Annotated in this window: 17 protein-coding genes; 5 read left to right on the top strand and 12 right to left on the bottom strand. The window is 50.9% G+C overall.

Annotated elements, in window-relative coordinates:
* Positions 1-18: 18 nt before the first annotated feature.
* Positions 19-435 carry a ferric iron uptake transcriptional regulator gene (gene fur / locus METMI_RS0107825; RefSeq protein WP_019865725.1) on the bottom strand — a complete coding sequence of 139 codons (417 nt, stop codon included), beginning with the start codon at positions 433-435 and terminating at the stop codon, positions 19-21.
* A 148-nt stretch (positions 436-583) separates the two neighbouring features.
* Between fur and METMI_RS0107820 the strand changes: the two genes are divergently transcribed.
* The 4 genes from METMI_RS0107820 (at position 584) to METMI_RS25375 (ending at position 7,994) form a co-directional block, all read left to right on the top strand.
* Positions 584-1,090: an outer membrane protein assembly factor BamE gene (locus METMI_RS0107820; protein WP_029151542.1), complete on the top strand. Its 507-nt coding sequence runs from the start codon at positions 584-586 to the stop codon at positions 1,088-1,090.
* An 851-nt stretch (positions 1,091-1,941) separates the two neighbouring features.
* Complete coding sequence (locus METMI_RS0107810) at positions 1,942-2,586, top strand: hypothetical protein (RefSeq protein WP_019865722.1); 645 nt, start codon at positions 1,942-1,944, stop codon at positions 2,584-2,586.
* A gap of 314 nt (positions 2,587-2,900) precedes the next feature.
* Positions 2,901-3,206: a hypothetical protein gene (locus tag METMI_RS0107805; RefSeq protein WP_156829798.1), complete on the top strand. Its 306-nt coding sequence runs from the start codon at positions 2,901-2,903 to the stop codon at positions 3,204-3,206.
* Positions 3,207-3,230: 24 nt separating this feature from the next.
* The gene (locus METMI_RS25375) at positions 3,231-7,994 is read left to right on the top strand and encodes a calcium-binding protein (RefSeq protein WP_083930208.1); all 4,764 of its coding nucleotides are present in this window, start codon (positions 3,231-3,233) and stop codon (positions 7,992-7,994) included.
* A gap of 106 nt (positions 7,995-8,100) precedes the next feature.
* Here METMI_RS25375 and METMI_RS0107795 read toward each other — a convergent pair whose 3' ends face one another.
* Positions 8,101-8,865: an inositol monophosphatase family protein gene (locus METMI_RS0107795; protein ID WP_019865719.1), complete on the bottom strand. Its 765-nt coding sequence runs from the start codon at positions 8,863-8,865 to the stop codon at positions 8,101-8,103.
* A 106-nt stretch (positions 8,866-8,971) separates the two neighbouring features.
* Positions 8,972-9,418 (bottom strand): D-aminoacyl-tRNA deacylase, encoded by a 447-nt coding sequence (dtd, locus tag METMI_RS0107790; protein WP_019865718.1) that lies wholly within the window; start codon positions 9,416-9,418, stop codon positions 8,972-8,974.
* 43 nt (positions 9,419-9,461) lie between these two features.
* Between dtd and METMI_RS26830 the strand changes: the two genes are divergently transcribed.
* Positions 9,462-9,761 (top strand): hypothetical protein, encoded by a 300-nt coding sequence (locus METMI_RS26830; RefSeq protein WP_156829797.1) that lies wholly within the window; start codon positions 9,462-9,464, stop codon positions 9,759-9,761.
* Between the two features lie 30 nt (positions 9,762-9,791).
* On the opposite strand, the gene METMI_RS0107785 is transcribed toward METMI_RS26830, so the two are convergent.
* From METMI_RS0107785 to METMI_RS26115, 9 genes are all read right to left on the bottom strand, one after another.
* Positions 9,792-10,517 carry a class I SAM-dependent methyltransferase gene (locus METMI_RS0107785; RefSeq protein ID WP_019865717.1) on the bottom strand — a complete coding sequence of 242 codons (726 nt, stop codon included), beginning with the start codon at positions 10,515-10,517 and terminating at the stop codon, positions 9,792-9,794.
* Positions 10,518-10,654: 137 nt separating this feature from the next.
* Complete coding sequence (locus tag METMI_RS0107780; protein WP_019865716.1) at positions 10,655-11,107, bottom strand: carboxymuconolactone decarboxylase family protein; 453 nt, start codon at positions 11,105-11,107, stop codon at positions 10,655-10,657.
* Positions 11,108-11,183: 76 nt separating this feature from the next.
* Positions 11,184-11,720: a flavin reductase family protein gene (locus tag METMI_RS0107775; RefSeq protein WP_019865715.1), complete on the bottom strand. Its 537-nt coding sequence runs from the start codon at positions 11,718-11,720 to the stop codon at positions 11,184-11,186.
* A gap of 280 nt (positions 11,721-12,000) precedes the next feature.
* Positions 12,001-12,423, bottom strand: a complete 423-nt coding sequence (locus tag METMI_RS0107770; RefSeq protein WP_019865714.1) for an MAPEG family protein — start codon at positions 12,421-12,423, stop codon at positions 12,001-12,003.
* A gap of 284 nt (positions 12,424-12,707) precedes the next feature.
* Positions 12,708-13,364: a PEP-CTERM sorting domain-containing protein gene (locus METMI_RS0107765; protein ID WP_019865713.1), complete on the bottom strand. Its 657-nt coding sequence runs from the start codon at positions 13,362-13,364 to the stop codon at positions 12,708-12,710.
* 509 nt (positions 13,365-13,873) lie between these two features.
* On the bottom strand, positions 13,874-14,731 hold the full coding sequence (locus METMI_RS0107755; protein ID WP_198007896.1) for an alpha/beta fold hydrolase: 858 nt from the start codon (positions 14,729-14,731) through the stop codon (positions 13,874-13,876).
* 142 nt (positions 14,732-14,873) lie between these two features.
* Positions 14,874-15,440 (bottom strand): GNAT family N-acetyltransferase, encoded by a 567-nt coding sequence (locus METMI_RS0107750; protein WP_019865710.1) that lies wholly within the window; start codon positions 15,438-15,440, stop codon positions 14,874-14,876.
* Positions 15,441-16,410: 970 nt separating this feature from the next.
* On the bottom strand, positions 16,411-17,223 hold the full coding sequence (murI, locus tag METMI_RS0107745; protein ID WP_019865709.1) for a glutamate racemase: 813 nt from the start codon (positions 17,221-17,223) through the stop codon (positions 16,411-16,413).
* A gap of 229 nt (positions 17,224-17,452) precedes the next feature.
* Positions 17,453-17,797, bottom strand: coding sequence for a BrnT family toxin (locus tag METMI_RS26115; RefSeq protein ID WP_019865708.1), 345 nt, complete (start codon positions 17,795-17,797; stop codon positions 17,453-17,455).
* Positions 17,798-17,922 lie beyond the last annotated feature (125 nt).

Raw genomic sequence — 17,922 nt, 5'->3', positions numbered from 1 at the left:
TGTCGGTAAGGGGAGGGATCAATGTTTCCTGCACTGGGGGCAGAAACCGTATAAGTAAAGGCCGTGGTCGGTCAGTTCGTAACCAAGTCTGTCAGCAATTTCCTTTTGCCGGGCTTCAATGACATCGTCGCTAAATTCATCGACTTTGCCGCATTTCATGCACATGATGTGGTCATGGTGGTCGGCGGTCGACAATTCAAACACCGAGTTGCCACCTTCGAAATGATGGCGGGTCACTAGCCCTGCCGCCTCAAATTGGGTCAGCACACGATAAACGGTCGCCAAACCAATTTCTTCATTTTCGCTCAACAAAATCTTATACACTTTCTCGGCGGTCAAATGCCGTTCATTAATTTGTTTCTCTAAAATTTGCAGAATCTTGACACGGGGCAGTGTGACCTTTAAGCCCGCACTTCTTAAATCATGGGATTCCATTGTTAAGCTCCTAAACTAATTTTGTCGGCGGTAAGTGGGAATTGCGCCCATTGTAGCCTTTTTCAGGCGTTCAAGGCATGACAGTTTTATAGGATAATTGTTTAACATCCTGTATGATTTTGCCTTTTCACTCCATGTCGCCGGCCCAATGAGTAAACCGCTTTTTTCCGTTTGTCTGCTGTCTTTAACCCTCGCGTCCTGCTCCACCGTTTTGAACCATTTACCGGGAGTGTACACGCTGGAAATCCAGCAGGGGAATATTGTCGAGCAAGACATGATAGACCAGCTCAAACCGCACATGAATAAACGCCAAGTGCTGTACATCATGGGGTCGCCGATGCTGAAAGACGTGTTTCACCAGTCGCGGTGGGATTATATCTATTCCGATAAAGTCAGCGGACAAGATACCGTGCAAAAAAGGATTTCGCTGGTTTTTAGTGGCGATGAGCTTGCCGGTATCCAAGGCGATCTAAGGCCAGCCGCCGTGCCGGTTATCAAACCACCGCGCGAAACCACCGTGATTGTGCCTAAGCGGAATTTGGACAGGACTCTATGGGAAAAATTTACAGGCTTATTTGGGTTCATAACAGGCGACAGCCTCCAACAAAAAGATCCTGAGAATTTAAAGCCCAAGCCTAGTGACCCGGCTTATTAACGCTTCCCTGCACCTTAGGCAATAACCGCTAAGCCGCTTAAAACCCTAGCTTCTGTTGAACCACGAAAAGCTGTGCCGGCAAAATGTCATGCCCTTCGCGACAGATGGGCTTAAAACCAATTTGGCCGGATAGGTATTATTGGAAACATCCAACCAAGGGTTCTTCGGGGCAACCTTGGTTTGCCCCCGATAACCAAGCCACAAAGCAGGCCTTTTACCGCCCGCCCCCACACCCGCATCAAGATCAAAACCCCAAGCAAAACCACACCGTCAGCCGCCAAAACCTGCTTGGGGAAACACCAGGATTGCCTTGGCAACCCGTCACCGACCCCCGCTTCCTGAACGGCCAACGCGCCAGGCGACATCATACAAATTCAATTCTTACCCCCAAAACGCATCGACTTGACCATTGGCAACTAAGCATAAACTCATCGCCGCCAAGCCGGGGCATTGTTGTCTGTCGGGCAATGTTTTCAAACTACTACAGCAAATGGCCCATATTCCGCATTGATACCGGGTCGCACTTAGTTATCGTTCATGGATACCGCAAAAATGAAAGAAATGGCTGTGGCGGATGAGGTGTTTTAGCTGTTAGTCATCTTATTTTAAATGTTAGACAATTTCTGGAAATTAGGATAGCCTGCCGACCCAAAGCCCTATGAAATTAGACCTTCGCAACAGAAGGTGCCGTGAAATGGCCCAATGGGGAAACATCATGAAAACACCACCGGACTCGCCATTAATGCCGCTCAAGAATTGGCGCAATGAAAAGTTGGGCATCGCCTGCTAGCAGGATATTTGAAAAATGAAAATAATTCATGTGCTTACGACAACATTAAAATGGCTTTTTTTTGGTTGGAATTTTGCTCATTTATTGGCAAGTTAGGAATATTGACCCAGAAGGATCTTGCAAAGGATTTGAATATTTTTCTAAGTGCTGGGATGCGTGGGCTAACTACCATCAGGCCCTTAACTTCAAAAAGTTGCCTGCCGACCAAAAAATGATTGATAGCTTCAATCAGCACCGGCAGGATTTTGATGACGCCAAAGATCAGGCAATGTCTCAGACGAATTATGCGGGGTTTCTCAATAAACCAGCTTGGAAGGCACGGCATGGGATCGATTATTTTTATAACATGATTCCTTGGCCGCCAAGTGTTTATTCATCATCACGCACCGTTGAACCAGCCAGCAACCACGAATGGGCGTGGCGGTTTTATGTGGAGAGTACGATGTATATTGCAGGAGCCGGAAAAGAATGGCCTTGGGTCAACCGGCTGAAAGGTTACTTGTATTTCCCCTTGCCCGAACCGCGCATTGAACAGGGGAAACTGTTGGGGGCTATGCAGTTTGCCGACGGTCAGCGTCGGCCATGGCGTGTGCTGGAACAATTGGATGGTGATTGGCCGGAAGATTGGGCTTCTGGCGAATGTTTGCTGCGGCGCATTGAACCGCAGTGGTTTTTAATTTTATGCAAAGATCATGTTGGAGGATGAGTTATGCAATACAACGAAAATACATTTCAGTGGATTACCACTGAAAAAGCAGCCGGGTAGGGTGGGCAGGCTTTTTTGCCCACCGTTTGCATTGCGGATTTTTCGCGTGGGCACGAAAAGCGTGTGCCCACCCTACCCGGCTGAAGAGAAATGACATGACAGTTTCATCAAATTGTAATTTTAGCGAATACGGTACGGCACCTGATGGACTGGGTTTGCAACCGCCCGGACATTTTTTTGATGCCGCCACCATTTGAACCTTACCGGAAACATTGCGGATGGGGACATCCTCCATCCGGCTTAGGAGTATGATTTTGCAAGACATAATCCAGCCCCCTGATCCTTTCAAGGCCTTAAGTATTATATATTTATTTACAGCGTGTATTTTTACAATAGGCCGTATTTATTCTTTAATAAAAATTGCCTGGCTTCGTAAGAAAGGAATTTATCCGCTGAAAGGAATGGAAAGCCTTGAGTATGTGAAAAAGCTCTTGACGCAGGGTGAGTTTGCTTTGGCAATAAAATGCTACAGAAAAATATACGGCAACAATATTAGTCTAAAGGGGGCAAAAGAAAGCGTGTTAGCAATAAAATCTGAGTTAGAAAATAATAACTTATAAATCTTTAATTTTAGGAGTGTAAGCATGTCCGATTTTTCAACTTACTTTAACGAAAACATGACCGCTTTGGGTCTTCCCGTTCCCCCCTCTTTATACACCTCATTAGTGGCAGCACTTGCAACTACTGGCCCCTTAATAGCCCTTGTAGAGAAATACGGAACAACCGTTACCGTTGGCGAACTTATTCATGCGGGGCTGTTATCTGAGATACATGCGGGGCTTGGTGCTGTCGCTGTTTCCTATTATGCAGGTGCGGTCATCGGAAGTGCCGCAGTAGCCACCGGAAGGGTATTATCTGATGGAGCATCTCTTGCCGACGTTTTCTATGATGTTATAAATTTAGATAAACAGGCATTCAATTTCCACAATGATGGCTTGTTCAATGATTTCGAGTACAACCAAGTGATGAATTTGGCATCTAATTGGATGGTATCCGACCAGTCATCAACATTATTGCCCGGCTTCGAAGACTACAACTTCGGTCTAAATTTCAACACCCCCATCGGCGCCTTTTACGATAGCCAAAACCCGGCCACCGATAACAGCCTCTCCATCGCCGCCCGTACCCCGGTGCTTTTGGACAGCAACAACTATGGCCTGAATATTGGTTTGCTAACGGCGATGGACGATAACGCCGACGGCAAGCTGGCGGATGGCGAACTGGCCGGGCTTAAGGCTTGGTCTGACACCAACGAGAACGGCATGGCCGAGGCCTGGGAAGTCAAGACCCTGGCCGAGCGCGGCATCGCCGCCATCGCCGCCGCCGACTACGGTTTTTACACACGCGGCAGCAGCCTTAAAGTTCCTGCCGCCCCTTTGCCACCCACCACGGGCGATGATACGCCGCCAACATCTATTATCCAACCAGGAGTGCTGGGTCTGCCAACTGTGGAGAATAAAGTTGAAAGCGTACCGGCCAGCAATTACCGCACCTTAAGGGACAACGGCAATGCTTACTCGCTTTATGGGAGGATTTGGATTTGGGTTGATACCAATGACAACAGTATAAAGCTGACCAAAATTACCCAAGACGAGAAAAATATTGTCGGCACCGACGGCAAGGACACTTTTGACATCAGTTTCCTTGATGGCTCCCCTTTCGACGCCACCAAGGCCATCAATTTCCTGGGCGGCAACGGCGATGACACAGTGGGCGGCAGCACCCGCGCCGACAATATCTGGGGCGGCATCGGCAATGATACATTGCTCGGCTATGCGGGCGATGACAATCTTTACGGTGAAGACGGCAATGACCAACTGAACGGGCAGGACGGTGCCGACACTCTCGACGGGGGCATCGGCAATGATACGCTGTTCGGCGGCAATGGCATGGACGTGCTCAACGGTAGCGAAGGCAACGATTATTTGGATGCCGAAAACGACATCGATTATCTCTATGGGGGGAATGGGGTGGATACGCTTTATGGCGGGTCGGGTAATGATTATGTCGATGGTGGCAACCAGGACGATTCGTTGTTGGGCGAAGATGGCGATGACAGGTTGTTCGGTGGCGCAGGCTTAGACCAGCTACAAGGAGGCTATGGCAATGACCGGCTGGTGGGCGGCGTGGATAATGACCGTTTGTTTGGGCAAACGGGCAATGATATTTTGTGGGGCGGTGGCGGCAACGACTTTTTACAAGGTTTTACCGCTTCTAACGAGGCCAAGCAAACGCTCAATGCTGGCGAAATCGATGATGACCTCCTCTACGGTGAAGCCGGTGCGGATACCTTGTCGGGTGGTTTGGGCAATGACCGATTGGATGGCGGAGAGGGTGACGACTTCCTTTGGGGCGATGCTGGTAATGACACCTTGTACGGCAGTGCAGGAGCAGATCAGCTGGTGGGGGATGTTGGGGATGACATACTGGATGGCGGCGTGGGCGACGACACCTTTTTCGGCGATGCCGGGGCGGATAGCCTGTTCGGTGACTGGGGTGCTGATGAACTGCAAGGTGGCTATGGCAATGACCGCTTATCCGGCGAGACCCAAAACGACAAGCTGTTCGGCCAGACGGGCAACGACACCTTATGGGGCGGCGATGGCGATGACATTTTGGTGGGTTTCACGGCCAGCAATGAAAGCAAACAAAGCCTGTCAGGCACCGAAACCGACAATGACACCTTATACGGCGGTAACGGCAATGACAACCTGTTCGGCGACTTGGGCAACGACACCTTGGACGGCGGCAGCGGCAACGATTTTGTCGATGGTTGGCACGGCGATGACAAGGCCTTCGGCGGCGACGGCAACGACCAGTTGACAGGCGGCTATGGCAATGACCAACTGGTGGGCGAGGCGGGCGAAGACAATCTGTTCGGGCAAACCGGCAATGACAAGTTATGGGGAGGGGACGGCGATGATTTCCTGATGGGTTTCACGGCTTCCAACGAACCCAAAAAGACGTTGGCGGCGGGCGAAACCGATGACGATTGGCTGTATGGCGGCAACGGCAATGACGTTGCCATCGCCGGACTGGGCAATGATTGGTTGTTTGGCGAAGCGGGTGATGATGAGTTGCAGGGCGGAGCTGGCAATGACAAGCTCTATGGCGAAGATGGCAATGACAATCTGTTCGGCCAAGTCGGCAACGATGTGCTGTATGGCGGCAATGGCGATGACGTGCTGGTCGGTTTCACAGCCTATAATGAAGAAAAACAAAGCTTGATGGCGGATGAAACCGATGGCGATTGGCTCTATGGCGGCGCGGGTAAGGATTTTCTGTTGGGCGGCGAAGGCAGCGATTATTTGGACGGCGGCGCGGGTGCTGATGACATGCAAGGCGGTAATGGCAATGACATTTATATTGTCAACAGCGTCAACGACAGCATCGCGGAAGAGGCTGGGGCCGGTTACGACACGGTCATCAGCAGCAGCAATTACCTGCTCAACCAGAACATTGAAGAATTGCGGCTGTTGGATGGCCTTTGGATCCATGGCACGGGCAATAAACTGAACAACAAAATCATCGGCAATAATGCCGGAAACATTTTGGATGGTGTCACTGGTGCGGACACGATGATTGGTGCCGAAGGCAACGACACCTATTATGTCGATAATGTCGGCGACCAGGTTGTCGAATTGGCGGGCGAAGGGGTGGACCGGGTGCAAAGCACCATCAGCTACGCCTTGGATGCCAATACCGAAGACTTGGTGCTGTTGGATTTTTCCAAACCGGAATCGGGGAAGGTCGATAATACAGATGTGCTGGTGTACGGCTACCCCAAAATGAACGAACTGGATTACATCCAAGGCGATGCCGTTGACGGTTTCTTAGGCACTTGTTCTTTGACGGCCATCTCCAACCTGATGACCCAAGCGGGCAAACCGACTACAGAAAGTGATGTGATCCATTTCGCCATCAACAACAATTGGACTCTGAAAGACCCCAACTTGCCGAATTACGATCGTGGCGGCACGACTCCAGCCGAGCAACAGGCTATCTTATCCGCACTTGGGATGCGCAACGACTTGTTGTGGGGCTACAACGAGCAAGGCTTGGCCAACTTAGTCATGAGCGGGCGCGGCGTGATCCTAGGCGTCAATGCTGGCAAACTGTGGGGTGAACCTACTTACACGGGCAACGGCGCAGTCAACCACGCCATCACGATCACTGGCGTGGTTTATAACGACAGCGATACGACGGACAAAGGCCAACTGATGGGTTTTTATATCGCCGATTCGGGGCGGCACAAAGTCAATGACATGACCCGTTTTGTGCCTATCAGCCAATTCAAAGCAGCGGCCAACGTATCCGGAGCTTATTCGATTTATACTTTAGAACCCGTGAAACTCTGGGATGAGGACATCAATGGCTCAGGCAACAACGCCAACAATATCATCATCGGTAACCGGGGCGACAATGTCCTTAGCGGCTGGGGCGGCGATGATTCGCTGTCCGGCGGGGCGGGCAACGACACCTTGTTCGGCAATACGGGCACGGACAAGCTCAACGGCGGTGAAGGCGACGACACCTTTGTGGTGGATGTCACTGGCGATACGGTCATCGAAGCGGCCAATGAAGGCATTGATATGGTCAAATCTTCTGCAAGCTTTACCTTGTCCGCGAACGTGGAAAACCTCGCCTTGCTAGGTATCGAAGACATCAATGGCACGGGCAACACCCTATCAAACGAGATATCCGGGACTAGCGGCGACAATATCTTGAATGGCGGAATGGGCATTGACACACTAAAAGGCGGCTTGGGCAATGACATCTATGTCGTTGACCTCAGCCAAGATAGCGTCCTAGAAAATGCCGATTCCGGCATCGACCAAATCCAGTCCGGCGCGTCATATTCGCTGCCTATCAATGTCGAACACCTTTTCCTCACAGGCGATGCCGCCATTAACGGCATAGGCAATACGCAAGGCAACGCCCTCATTGGCAACAGTGCGGCCAATAGCTTGGATGGGGGGATTGGTTTTGATTTGCTGGTAGGTGGCCTAGGCAATGATAAATTGACAGGGGGGCCCGGCATGGACAGCTTCCGCTTTAACGCTTCGCCAACGGAAAATATTGACATCATCACTGACTTTACCGTAAATGACGACACCATCCAACTGGACAACGCCATTTTCGCCAAATTGGCAACCACAGGGACATTGGATAGCGCCCTATTTGTGAAAGCGGCGGCGGCCATCGGGGCGGATGATTATATCATTTACACCCCCACGACCGGGGCATTGGCCTATGATGCGGACGGAAATGGCGCGGGCGCCAAGGTGCAAATTGCACAATTGGGCATAAACCTTGCGCTGACCAATGCCGACTTTATGGTCATTTAGGTGATGGCCCATTTGCCGTATCAGGAACAGGTGAACACCAAACACCCGGCGCTTGGCGACGCGCCTTTCAGGCCTTAAACCTGAAAGGCGCTGGCGTTTTCAAGCCTCACATCAACGTCAAAATTTCCGCCAAGACTTTGCCGTTGGTCGCCAAAATTTGCTTAGGGAACACGCCCGGATTACCCTGGAAATCCGTGACCGTACCGCCCGCTTCCAGGACGACCAACGCGCCCGCGGCGACATCGTACAAATTCAATTCCTGCTCCCAAAACGCATCGACCTGGCCATCGGCAACCAGGCATAAATCCATCGCCGCCGAACCGAACCGCCTCTGCCCCGTCGTCCGTTGGGCAATGCGCCCAAACCGCTCCAGATTATTGTCGGTCAAATACGAACGCAAGCACGCGAATCCTGTCGCCACCATGGCATCCGCCAAACCGCTTTCGTCAGACACGTTAATGGCCACGCCGTTTTTAAACGCGCCCCGCCCTTTTGCCGCCGTGTAATAATCATCCAAAGCAGGGGCATAAACCGCACCCGCCATCAGCTCGCCATCAATTTCCAAAGCCACGCTGATTGCCCAAAAATACTGGCCTCTGGAAAACGAATGGGTACCGTCTATCGGATCAACGACCCAACGTGCGGACTGATCCGCCGATTGCCCGCCCTCTTCACCCCAAAAACCATACCGGGGGTATTTTTTCGTCAGTGTGGCCTGCAAATAGGCTTCCACCGCAAGATCGGCGGCGGTGACAAAATCACGCGGATTTTTTTTGTGGATTTCCGTATTCTTCAAATCTTTAAAATGCGCAAGGGCAATCTGCCCTGCTTCACGCACAATGGTTTCAAGTTCAACGAGGGAAATGGTCATGATCTGGGGTTCTCAAATTAAAAATGGAATTATACGGGATACAGGCACCTTGATGATGAATTTGAGGATGCCTGGCAGGACCCTATGGCTGGCCCGCCTTGGCGAATCAGGGGTGATGCGTCCGCAAGGTAAAGGTGACCGGCCCGTTATTGACCAAAGAAACCTGCATATCCGCGCCAAACTCGCCAAAGGCTACATTGGCGTAGGCCGCCTGCGCCAGGCCTTGCAAATACGCGAATAATTCGCGGCCTTGTTCCGGCGGTGCGGCGGGCGTAAAACTGGGGCGGCTGCCCTTTTGGGTATCGGCAACCAGGGTGAATTGGGGGACTAACAACAAACCACCGTTAATGTCCCGCAAACTCAAATTCATACGGTCATTGTCATCGGCAAAAATCCGGTAACTTAAAATACGCTCCAACAGCCTGTGCGCATCCTGGCGGGTATCCGGCTTTTCCACGCCAACCAAAGCCAAAATGCCCGTGCCGATTTCGCCGATGTCCTGATGGTTGACGGTCACTTTAGCGGCGGTGACGCGTTGGATGATAGTGATCATAAGATGGGTTATTAACTGATGTTACGCAGACTTTTTCTGCGAGTTGAAAATAAACAAAGTAGAGTCGCTATCGCGATGTTTTTTTAATCGGGTTCTCGCACCCGAAAGCGAGATACTTTCTTTTGCGCCGCCAAAAGAAAGTATCCAAAGAAAAGGCGGCCCGGTTGCCGCTGATGTCTTGCGCTCCTCGCATTGGTCGGGGGGCGGCAAAAGGGGCTTCCTGCCCCTTTGCCGCCGTGCGGCATCCATGCCGCACCCCTTCGGGCTAGTCCCGACCAATACTGCGGTGCTCGACACGGCAAACGGGATAAAAACTACGTTACTGCGTAACGTCAGTTATTAAATGATGTGCCTGTTGGGATAAGCCATGTTTTCACTGCTTGACTGCAATGATGGTGACCATGCGGTTGACCACTTCGTTAAACGTGACAGCCAAACCACATTCTACAATGGTTGCCACGATGTCTTTGGGTGCAAGGCGCACTTTATAATACGAGCCCACTTTTTGTTGCCAACCATTTGCCGTTTTGACATGTAAAAGGTCGGTGACGCGCACTTTGTCAGTTTCATAATCCAAGCAACAAGTCAGTATTTTGGTGTCATCGCTTTTTACCGGAATGAACCGGTTGTCGCCAACAAGTTCTGTTGAATAGTCACGGAAGGCCAATATCAGTTTTCCGTTATCGGCCAATATGCCACAACAGTTGATGATGAATTGCCTGGCGCTTTCGGAACTTTCAAGATGCGTGAGCGTGTCACCCCAGCAAATAATGGCTTCGGGCTGAGGGTCGGCATATTCCCTTACCCGGCGAATATCGTCATTAATGCCGGTGATCGCGAATTGCCGCTTGTTAAGTTCCAATTCTGCCAAGAGCTGCCGATTAAAATCAATGGCGATTACCGTATAGCCTAGCCGGGCTAGGGATACGCTTTGGATACCGTGCCCGGCGCCGAGATCCAAGGCCATCTTTGTGGAACGCGGAAAGAGCTGGTTAGCTTCTAAAAACAGTTGATGCTCTTGTTGCTTGGTCTCGAAATCACCAACCATCCACGAATAAAAATCGCCAAGATGGTGCTCGTAATGTTCTTTTACACCCATTATTTGTCCCGGTAATGTGTTCATTAAATCGAAGTCTAGTCCGCGCTCACGGCAAGACCCTTAAATACCGCCGCTGATCCATCAGGCAGCCCTACCCTTGACCTTGCCGGACGGGCCTACACCGCTTTGCCGCCATCTTACGGGTTTACTGGATACCGGCTGGATATGGCGATCCGATTCCAAGCGTTGATCGCTATGCCAAGCCATTCGACTGCGGCAATTTCCTCATGTGAGAGCACGGCAGCGGCTTCCGCGTAGACAGAGTCCGGTACCTGCCCCACCGAAATTAGCGTCACAGCTTCACAAAGCGCGAGGGCGGCCCGTTCTTTTTCATTAAAATATTGGGTTTCTCGCCAAGCGGGCAAAACACTAATACGGCCTATAGATTCGCCATTCGCCAATGCATCGCGTGTATGGAGCCTGATACAGAAAGCGCATTGGTTTATCTGGGACGCACGAAGACGCAATAGATGCGAGAAACCTTCAGCGATCCCTGCTGTTGTAGCGAGTGCATTTGCTTGGCGATCAAGACTGGCCACCGCTTGGTATAACTCCGGCGCCACTTTGCCTAAATTGATCCGACTTTCCATAACACTCTGTGGATGGGCTAATATTTACCGTAAAAGGCGCCAGCAACCCTATGCATGCTGCGCCACCATTAATTGTTCATCTCATCTTCGACGGTAGCGTGATGGTCTCCCCGGCAATCATAAAGCTGCCGTACCCCCGATGGTGGAGAGTGCGGGGCTCCCCGATATTCGGGTCAACCCAAGCATGGATAACTTCCAGGACGAAGAACGAATACTTCCGGGCCATCCCTGTGTCGGCGATCCGGCATTCGAGACTGGCGAAGCAGTCGTCGAGCAAGGGAGCGGAGACAGATTCCGCCGCGCTGCGCGAGAGCCCGAATTTGCTGAATTTGTCGACCTTGGCTCCGGTCGTGTTGCCGCAGCCCACAACCTTCTCCGCGATCTCCTCGGTCGGTATGTTCAGGACACACTCTTTGGACGCCAAAAGGAGCGTGTGCGAATGGCTCCGGTCACTGACGACACAGCCAACCAAGGGTGGCTCGAACTCCAGCATGGAGTGCCAAGACATCGTCATGACGTTGGCCTGTGACCCATGGGCGGTTGTCAATAAGAGAACAGGCCCAGGCTCCAGCAGGGCATACACATTGGGCAGAGGAAAGCGTTTTTTCGGCATGGGATGAATCCTTCGCGGATGGTTGCGCACGGGCGCCGCTATTTCAACGCCCGACAATAGCAAAAGACCCCTCTAAGCGACAAGGGGGAGCCGCCGAACCTTGATAAAGCCACACTTCAAAACCGCCGGACGGGGCAGGATCGGCCACCGCATTAACAGGCATCCAGGATGACGGCTGGCTATGGCTTGCTACCGTGCATCCCGGCCGTTGGGGCTACAAGCCGGCAATCATCTATTGCCAGTTGCCACCACCAACCCTGTATATCCAATCGTTGCGAAACTACGCCGCAAGCAATTGGATGAATAGCTTAATCCACATGGCGGCGACAATTGACGTGCCTGCCAAGAAAGCAAGCCTCCTGTGCTTTAAGCCGTTATAGGTGGTGTGAATGTAAGCGTGGGCATACCTAGCCCCAACAAAAAACCAAGCCAAACAAAGGAAAACAATGTCGGCGCTATTGGTGGCGAGAACAGATAAGCAGGCCACATAAAACAGGACGGGCATTTCAAAGAGGTTATCGTAATGTTGGGTTACCTTTGCCAGCCCATCGGGTAGCTTGGCCCCTCTATTTAGAAGAAAATACCCCGGATTTAAGCCCTCCTCCTTAACAGCCCTGATTCTGAGCCTGAGCATCCAGATACCGATTACAAAAGTGAGCAATACAACTGCAAACACAGGGTAGACGATTAAAGCCTGCTTCATATTTAATCCTCGACTATCAAAATGGCTTGTGGTTTTTTGGACTTCTAACGGCTTCTTTAGCTGAATAACGTTACGGTAAGGCGCGCGCCGCCTACAGGACTTAAACGGATCCACCGAACTTAAAATGGAACTTCAAAACCCCCAACGGGCGGCGCGTCCCTTTGACTGGCTTGTTGGGCTAGCCAGTATCATTAAAGCCTAACCATCACCAACCACATAGCCGCCTGAAAAATTGGGCCGCAAAAGGACGAAACCCAACCTTCACAGTTACCTTGCCATGCTGCTTATTTTAAGGGCTTAAGGGAAGCACGCCTACCGGCTAGGTACAAGCCTCCAATCATCATCAGCAATAGTGCTGAAGGTTCAGGTAGATTAGAACTGCTTAATTCCAGATTTCTAAAATCGACGGAATTACCAGATGGGCTAGGGGTAAAAACATAAAATCGAAAATCGATTGAAGAAAGGTTCTGAAATATAGACAGGCTGGAGAGGTCAATAGTTTGAAGACCCGGTGCCTGTTGTGTACCCGATGGAAGCAGGGTGGAAAATAGGTCGCTGGCAAAACCATCAACACTAGAGCGGATAAAGTAGCCACGAGGGTCGCTGTTGCCACCTTTGCCGACTTCGAACTGCAAAGTCCCCAAATTCAAATAGTTTCCACCACTGGCGGTTACGGCGATGCTAAAGAAGCTATTATTGGTTTCGGCGCTACCGTAACTTGTAGAACCTAATGAAGGATAAGCCTCGAGAACGTTGCCATAGCCATCATCTCCAATATATGAATTGCTTAAATTGCTACCATCATAAGAACTGCTTTGAACCCCAGTTCCCAATACGGAAGGATTTAAGTCTGTAGTGAAAGGATATTGCACGATTACGGCGGCCTCAACCGAGGACAGCCCGAACAAAAGTAAAGAACAAATTGCAAAAAAATTACGCATTAATTTTCTCCTAATAGAGAGGGTTGATTAAAATCGAAACAACTATAAAAGCCAAACTACAAAATTGCAACTGAAGCACAAAGGCCCAGGCAAAACTGAATAAGCCCCAACTACATGTTTGCGGTCACGCCAGCTCTAATTTTTGTAATCTTATCCCTATGCCATGAGCGGTCGCGTATCTCACCGGCCCGCCTGTCAATAAATGAAGGGATACCCAAGCCCGTAACGGTCAAAACGGCTATCAGGGTCAGTTTCCAAGTGCTCTATGGCAATTTCTGCAATCAAATCAAAGGGAATTTTCCTGTGTTTTTGCCCGGAACGTGACATGTCGAATATGGATATATGGCGCAATTTTGGATCAATATTGGCTATGCGTTTTGGGCTATAGATTAATATCCAGGCGCCTATTATGACAAAGGCGCTTCCAAGGGCCTCAATTAGCTTTTTCGTACCCGACGGCCCTAAATCCAATACCCCCGTGTCCGGGTTGTCACCAAACGCAATAAAGCTTAATCTTGGAAAGATTGGATTGCGGTACTTATTGCCCGTTGAAGACCGGCAGAATGGATCCAGCCAACAAAAGCGGCGTATTCACAATTCCCATGGTTATTGGCTATAAAAATATGGTTAACGCCTAATAGATTCGTCCAAATTCGAATGCTAGCCCCGTCAGCGAAAGAAAATACATTTTTTGCACGGGAAAAACCTTTCTCACTTGCATCGGTGATGCCCGGCACAGACCTGAAATGCGCTATCAGTTTTGAGGCCACGTTTTCTTCAGATACAGGGAACGGTTCTCTAGGCTGCGACCAAAACTCTTGAATCACTTTAACGACCGCAGGATGGGTTCTAAGCCCAGGATGATCCACGCCATCCAAGCATATAAAATGGGCATGTTTAAGTTTGGTGGACTCAATCGGGACAGTGCCATCACCCCCATCGGTGGTGTTCCCCGCAACAACCAAGGTGGGTATTTTAACGGCAAGCCGCTCGGCTAGAGCTCGGCGACTTTGGCCAAGATGCTTCGCCATACCGATGCCCCAACCAAAAGGGTCAACCATTCTTGCCAAGTCAGCACCACCAATAGGCGAACCCAACAAGACCAGAGATTCAAACCGCCCCCACCACTCTGGATGCCTTGATAATACTTCCACCCAAATGACACCACCCAGTGACGTGGCGATGATCCGCGCAGGGGTATCAGGATTTTGTTGCAACGCTTGTCCGGCAGCTTGCTCCACCTTGCGGATAAGGGGTTCAATTTCAAAATAAGTCTCGATGAATCCGAGAGTTGGGGCGATGACATAAGATTGGGGAGGGGCTACTTTATTGGCTAGTATTCCCATCGCCTTGTTATTGTCAGCCATCCCATGCTGCGAAAACAATATTAGTTTAATTTGATTTGTGGATGGCATAACTTGCGCTATTCGACTTTATGGGAGAACCTTTGGGTAGGACGGCCAGTTACCCAACCGCCGCCCTCCCGGTGATGGGGCGTTTCTTTGGCCATCACCAATCCATTAAAGAAAATAAGTCACCGTTAACAGTTAAGTCCATGCGGTAGCGGTCAATTTCACATACCTCAGCCGCACCTAGCCTACCCAGCCAATTTCTCATAACCACGTTATCGGCAAGGACGAAGCCTCTTAGCACCTCAATGCCTTTTATGCTTGCCATCCGATCAAGCACCGCAAGCAGAAGCGTTCCCAGACCCCGATGCTGATAACTGTCGATGACTACCACCCCAAATTCGGCTATCGCGGGCTGATTCTGAATACGGATAAACCGGGCTATCCCAATCCCCCGATGTTCGCTTCCATGGTGGACAAGCGCAATCCATGCAACATGATTGTGTTGATCGATTTCTGTAAAATCACGCAATTGGGCATCGGATAGCTTTAAGATCGGGGAAAAAAAGCGGAAGTTGCGCGATTTTATGGATAAGTGCAACATGCCTTTTTGTATTGTTTCTTTGTCGTCAGGCCGGACAGGCCTAAAATCGACCAACACCCCATCCCGCAATGGTAAGGTAAATTCTTTGAGGTTGTCGATACTGCTAAAATAGCTGCGATCCATTTTACAATCTGATTAGAAATAATCTTCAATAACAACGCCCTGAAAAAACCCCTAAAGCCAAGCAGGCGCCTAAAAATGCCCGTGATCACCACCATAGCATTACCAAGCACATGCCGGAACCGGCCCCCCAATTTAAGGCTTATGTTACCCATTAAAATTTCGGTTTGATAACGGGTGGTTGCCCATGGCCCTTTAAATTTTAATCAATTCCTAATCCACCCCTAATCAAGAATTCAGAAATATTCTATAGAATCTTCTGCAACTGAATTATTTCCTAATTTCAAGGGGTGCCAACATGTTTAGAATTACAATTTTTACCTTGTTTTGCCTGGCGTTTTCGCCACTTACCTCAGCCGATGGGGATGAGCACGAACATCATGGCCACCGGCATGGCCACCATTACTACAGACCGGTCGAACGGGTTTATTACGAGAGGGCGCCACAATACGCCCCCCCACCTCGTTACAACAGTTACGACCCGCGTTCCCACCAAGGTTTGGCTGGAGGTGTCATAGGTAGCGTTTTAGGCTACGAACTGGGCGCAGGCAATCCAATCGCATCAGGTCTTGGTGCCGCTGCCGGTTCATACGTAGGTAACGGGATGGCCAGATAGGCCTAAAAAAGCATCCAGTGTGTTTCTTTCCCGCTGATTTTCACCAACCGCCGGGTTGATCACGACAACTACATAAGCAGGCCGATAGCATACCTTCCCAACAAACCCGCAGTAGAAAATAAGCCCCGCCTTGGATAAGGGTAACGGCGATACCCTGGCATAGCTAATAATGGGGTTCCGATGTCGCCGGGTTAGGCCACCCGGCAATTGCCCTGTCCTTAGCCCTCCCCCTCTGCATCCACTCAACCGCAACCCGGCCCATTTGCCTATAAGAGCCGGATACTTGAATGCCCACCTGCACAATACGGCTATCACCTATTGTACCCTACGGAATGCGTCTTAAAAGTTGCCTAAGTTTCAACGTAAACGGGGCGGGGGCAGCGCATGCACCTCCGTTGAGGGCTCCCCGATGGATGCGAGGAAGTCTGACAACGCGCGCGTGGAGCCAGAGGTATAGAACGTCGTTGTGGAGGCGCCATTCTCAGGTGTGCGTGACGAGGACGCGAGGACGCGCGCGAGTTGCCGGGCAATGGCATCGGATGGTTCAACGACAGTAACGGACGGCCCAGCAACCCTCGCAATTTCGCCGATGATGAACGCATAGTGGGTGCAGCCTAGGACAATGGTGTCTGCGCCCGCCGCGAGGCCTGGGTGCAAATACTTCTCCAAGAGTTGCCGCGTCGCCTCATGATCGAATTGGCCGCGCTCAACCTGATTGGCGAGCCCCGGACACGGTTGCAGGATGACGCGCGTATCCACGCCGTATGTGTGGCAAAGACGGGCAACCGATTGGCTGCGGATCGTGTTGCTGGTAGCCAATACGAGCACCACTTTGGACTTCGTGACCAGCGTGGCGGGCTTGATAGCCGGTTCCATCGCGATGATGGGTAGCCCATAAGCGGCACGCAGGTGTCCTGACGCGACGACACTGGCCGTGTTGCAGGCGATCACCAGCGCCTTTGCGTGGTGCCCCACCAAAAAACCAGCAACTTCCCTAGCGCGGGCTTCAATGAACTGTGGCGACCGGTCACCGTATGGCGCGTTGGCGCTGTCTGCAACGTAAGCGAATGACTCGCCCGGCAGCTTCGCCCTCAGTGCCTGGAGCACCGACAGCCCACCGACGCCCGAGTCGTAGACGCCAATTGGTGCCAACTTCGCGATGGGGTTCACAATGAGTTTCCTTTGCTAGGCCTAATATTACGGTAAGGTGCGCACCGCTAACGAAGCCGCCGAACCTTGATAAAAAACTAAACTCCAAAACCACCAACAGGCGGCATCTCCCTTTGACTGACTTGTTGGACATGAAAGTGAGAACATTTGCCCCGTCCTAGAAAAATTGATAGTCCTGCACGGTGCAAACGGTAACGGAGAGAAACCGCGTAAGGCCAACAATAACTTACTAGCTCGAAATGGCTTTTGAATTTGATTGCCAAGAAATGTCAATTGTCCGATGCTGGCGCGCACAGTCCCGAAGATATAAATTGATGAGGATTTGATGGGGCACACCCGTGCCTTCAGACATTTCTTTGAAATGACCGACCACATCTTCGCCCAACCGGATAGTAACCGACTTCTTAAGTTTGCTGGATTCACAACTAAAGCCCAACATCAAGAAACGATGTTCGTCATCCGAATGGCCTTTATCATAAAACTGCGCCGCAAATTTGTCATAGAAAACAGACTTGGCTTCTTCGAAAGAAACACCATGCTTTTTCTGATTAGCCGCTGTCTTATGGTATCCCATTCGAACTTAATCATGGTTACATTGTAGGTACAACAGCCGCAGTGTCAAGAACCGCCCGACGCAGAGCTAAAGGGTGCCGGCGGCTCTTCGCCGCATCCCGCTTGAGCGCCTTGTTGGGCTTGGTT

This window comes from Methylovulum miyakonense HT12, from assembly GCF_000384075.1.
GTDB classification, from domain to species: domain Bacteria; phylum Pseudomonadota; class Gammaproteobacteria; order Methylococcales; family Methylomonadaceae; genus Methylovulum; species Methylovulum miyakonense.
This window is presented reverse-complemented; position numbering and strand designations above follow the sequence as displayed.

Bases quoted from the DNA above. Each gene is read 5' to 3' on its own strand.
- METMI_RS0107770 (WP_019865714.1), bottom strand. From the start codon at position 12,423: ATGAAGCAGGCTTTAATCGTCTACCCTGTGTTTGCAGTTGTATTGCTC.
- METMI_RS25375 (WP_083930208.1), top strand. From the start codon at position 3,231: ATGTCCGATTTTTCAACTTACTTTAACGAAAACATGACCGCTTTGGGT.
- METMI_RS0107775 (WP_019865715.1), bottom strand. From the start codon at position 11,720: ATGCCGAAAAAACGCTTTCCTCTGCCCAATGTGTATGCCCTGCTGGAG.
- METMI_RS0107795 (WP_019865719.1), bottom strand. From the start codon at position 8,865: ATGACCATTTCCCTCGTTGAACTTGAAACCATTGTGCGTGAAGCAGGG.
- METMI_RS0107750 (WP_019865710.1), bottom strand. From the start codon at position 15,440: ATGGATCGCAGCTATTTTAGCAGTATCGACAACCTCAAAGAATTTACC.
- fur (WP_019865725.1), bottom strand. From the start codon at position 435: ATGGAATCCCATGATTTAAGAAGTGCGGGCTTAAAGGTCACACTGCCC.
- METMI_RS0107820 (WP_029151542.1), top strand. From the start codon at position 584: ATGAGTAAACCGCTTTTTTCCGTTTGTCTGCTGTCTTTAACCCTCGCG.
- METMI_RS0107755 (WP_198007896.1), bottom strand. From the start codon at position 14,731: ATGGCTGACAATAACAAGGCGATGGGAATACTAGCCAATAAAGTAGCC.
- METMI_RS0107765 (WP_019865713.1), bottom strand. From the start codon at position 13,364: ATGCGTAATTTTTTTGCAATTTGTTCTTTACTTTTGTTCGGGCTGTCC.
- METMI_RS0107785 (WP_019865717.1), bottom strand. From the start codon at position 10,517: ATGGGTGTAAAAGAACATTACGAGCACCATCTTGGCGATTTTTATTCG.
- METMI_RS0107780 (WP_019865716.1), bottom strand. From the start codon at position 11,107: ATGGAAAGTCGGATCAATTTAGGCAAAGTGGCGCCGGAGTTATACCAA.
- dtd (WP_019865718.1), bottom strand. From the start codon at position 9,418: ATGATCACTATCATCCAACGCGTCACCGCCGCTAAAGTGACCGTCAAC.
- METMI_RS26115 (WP_019865708.1), bottom strand. From the start codon at position 17,797: ATGGGATACCATAAGACAGCGGCTAATCAGAAAAAGCATGGTGTTTCT.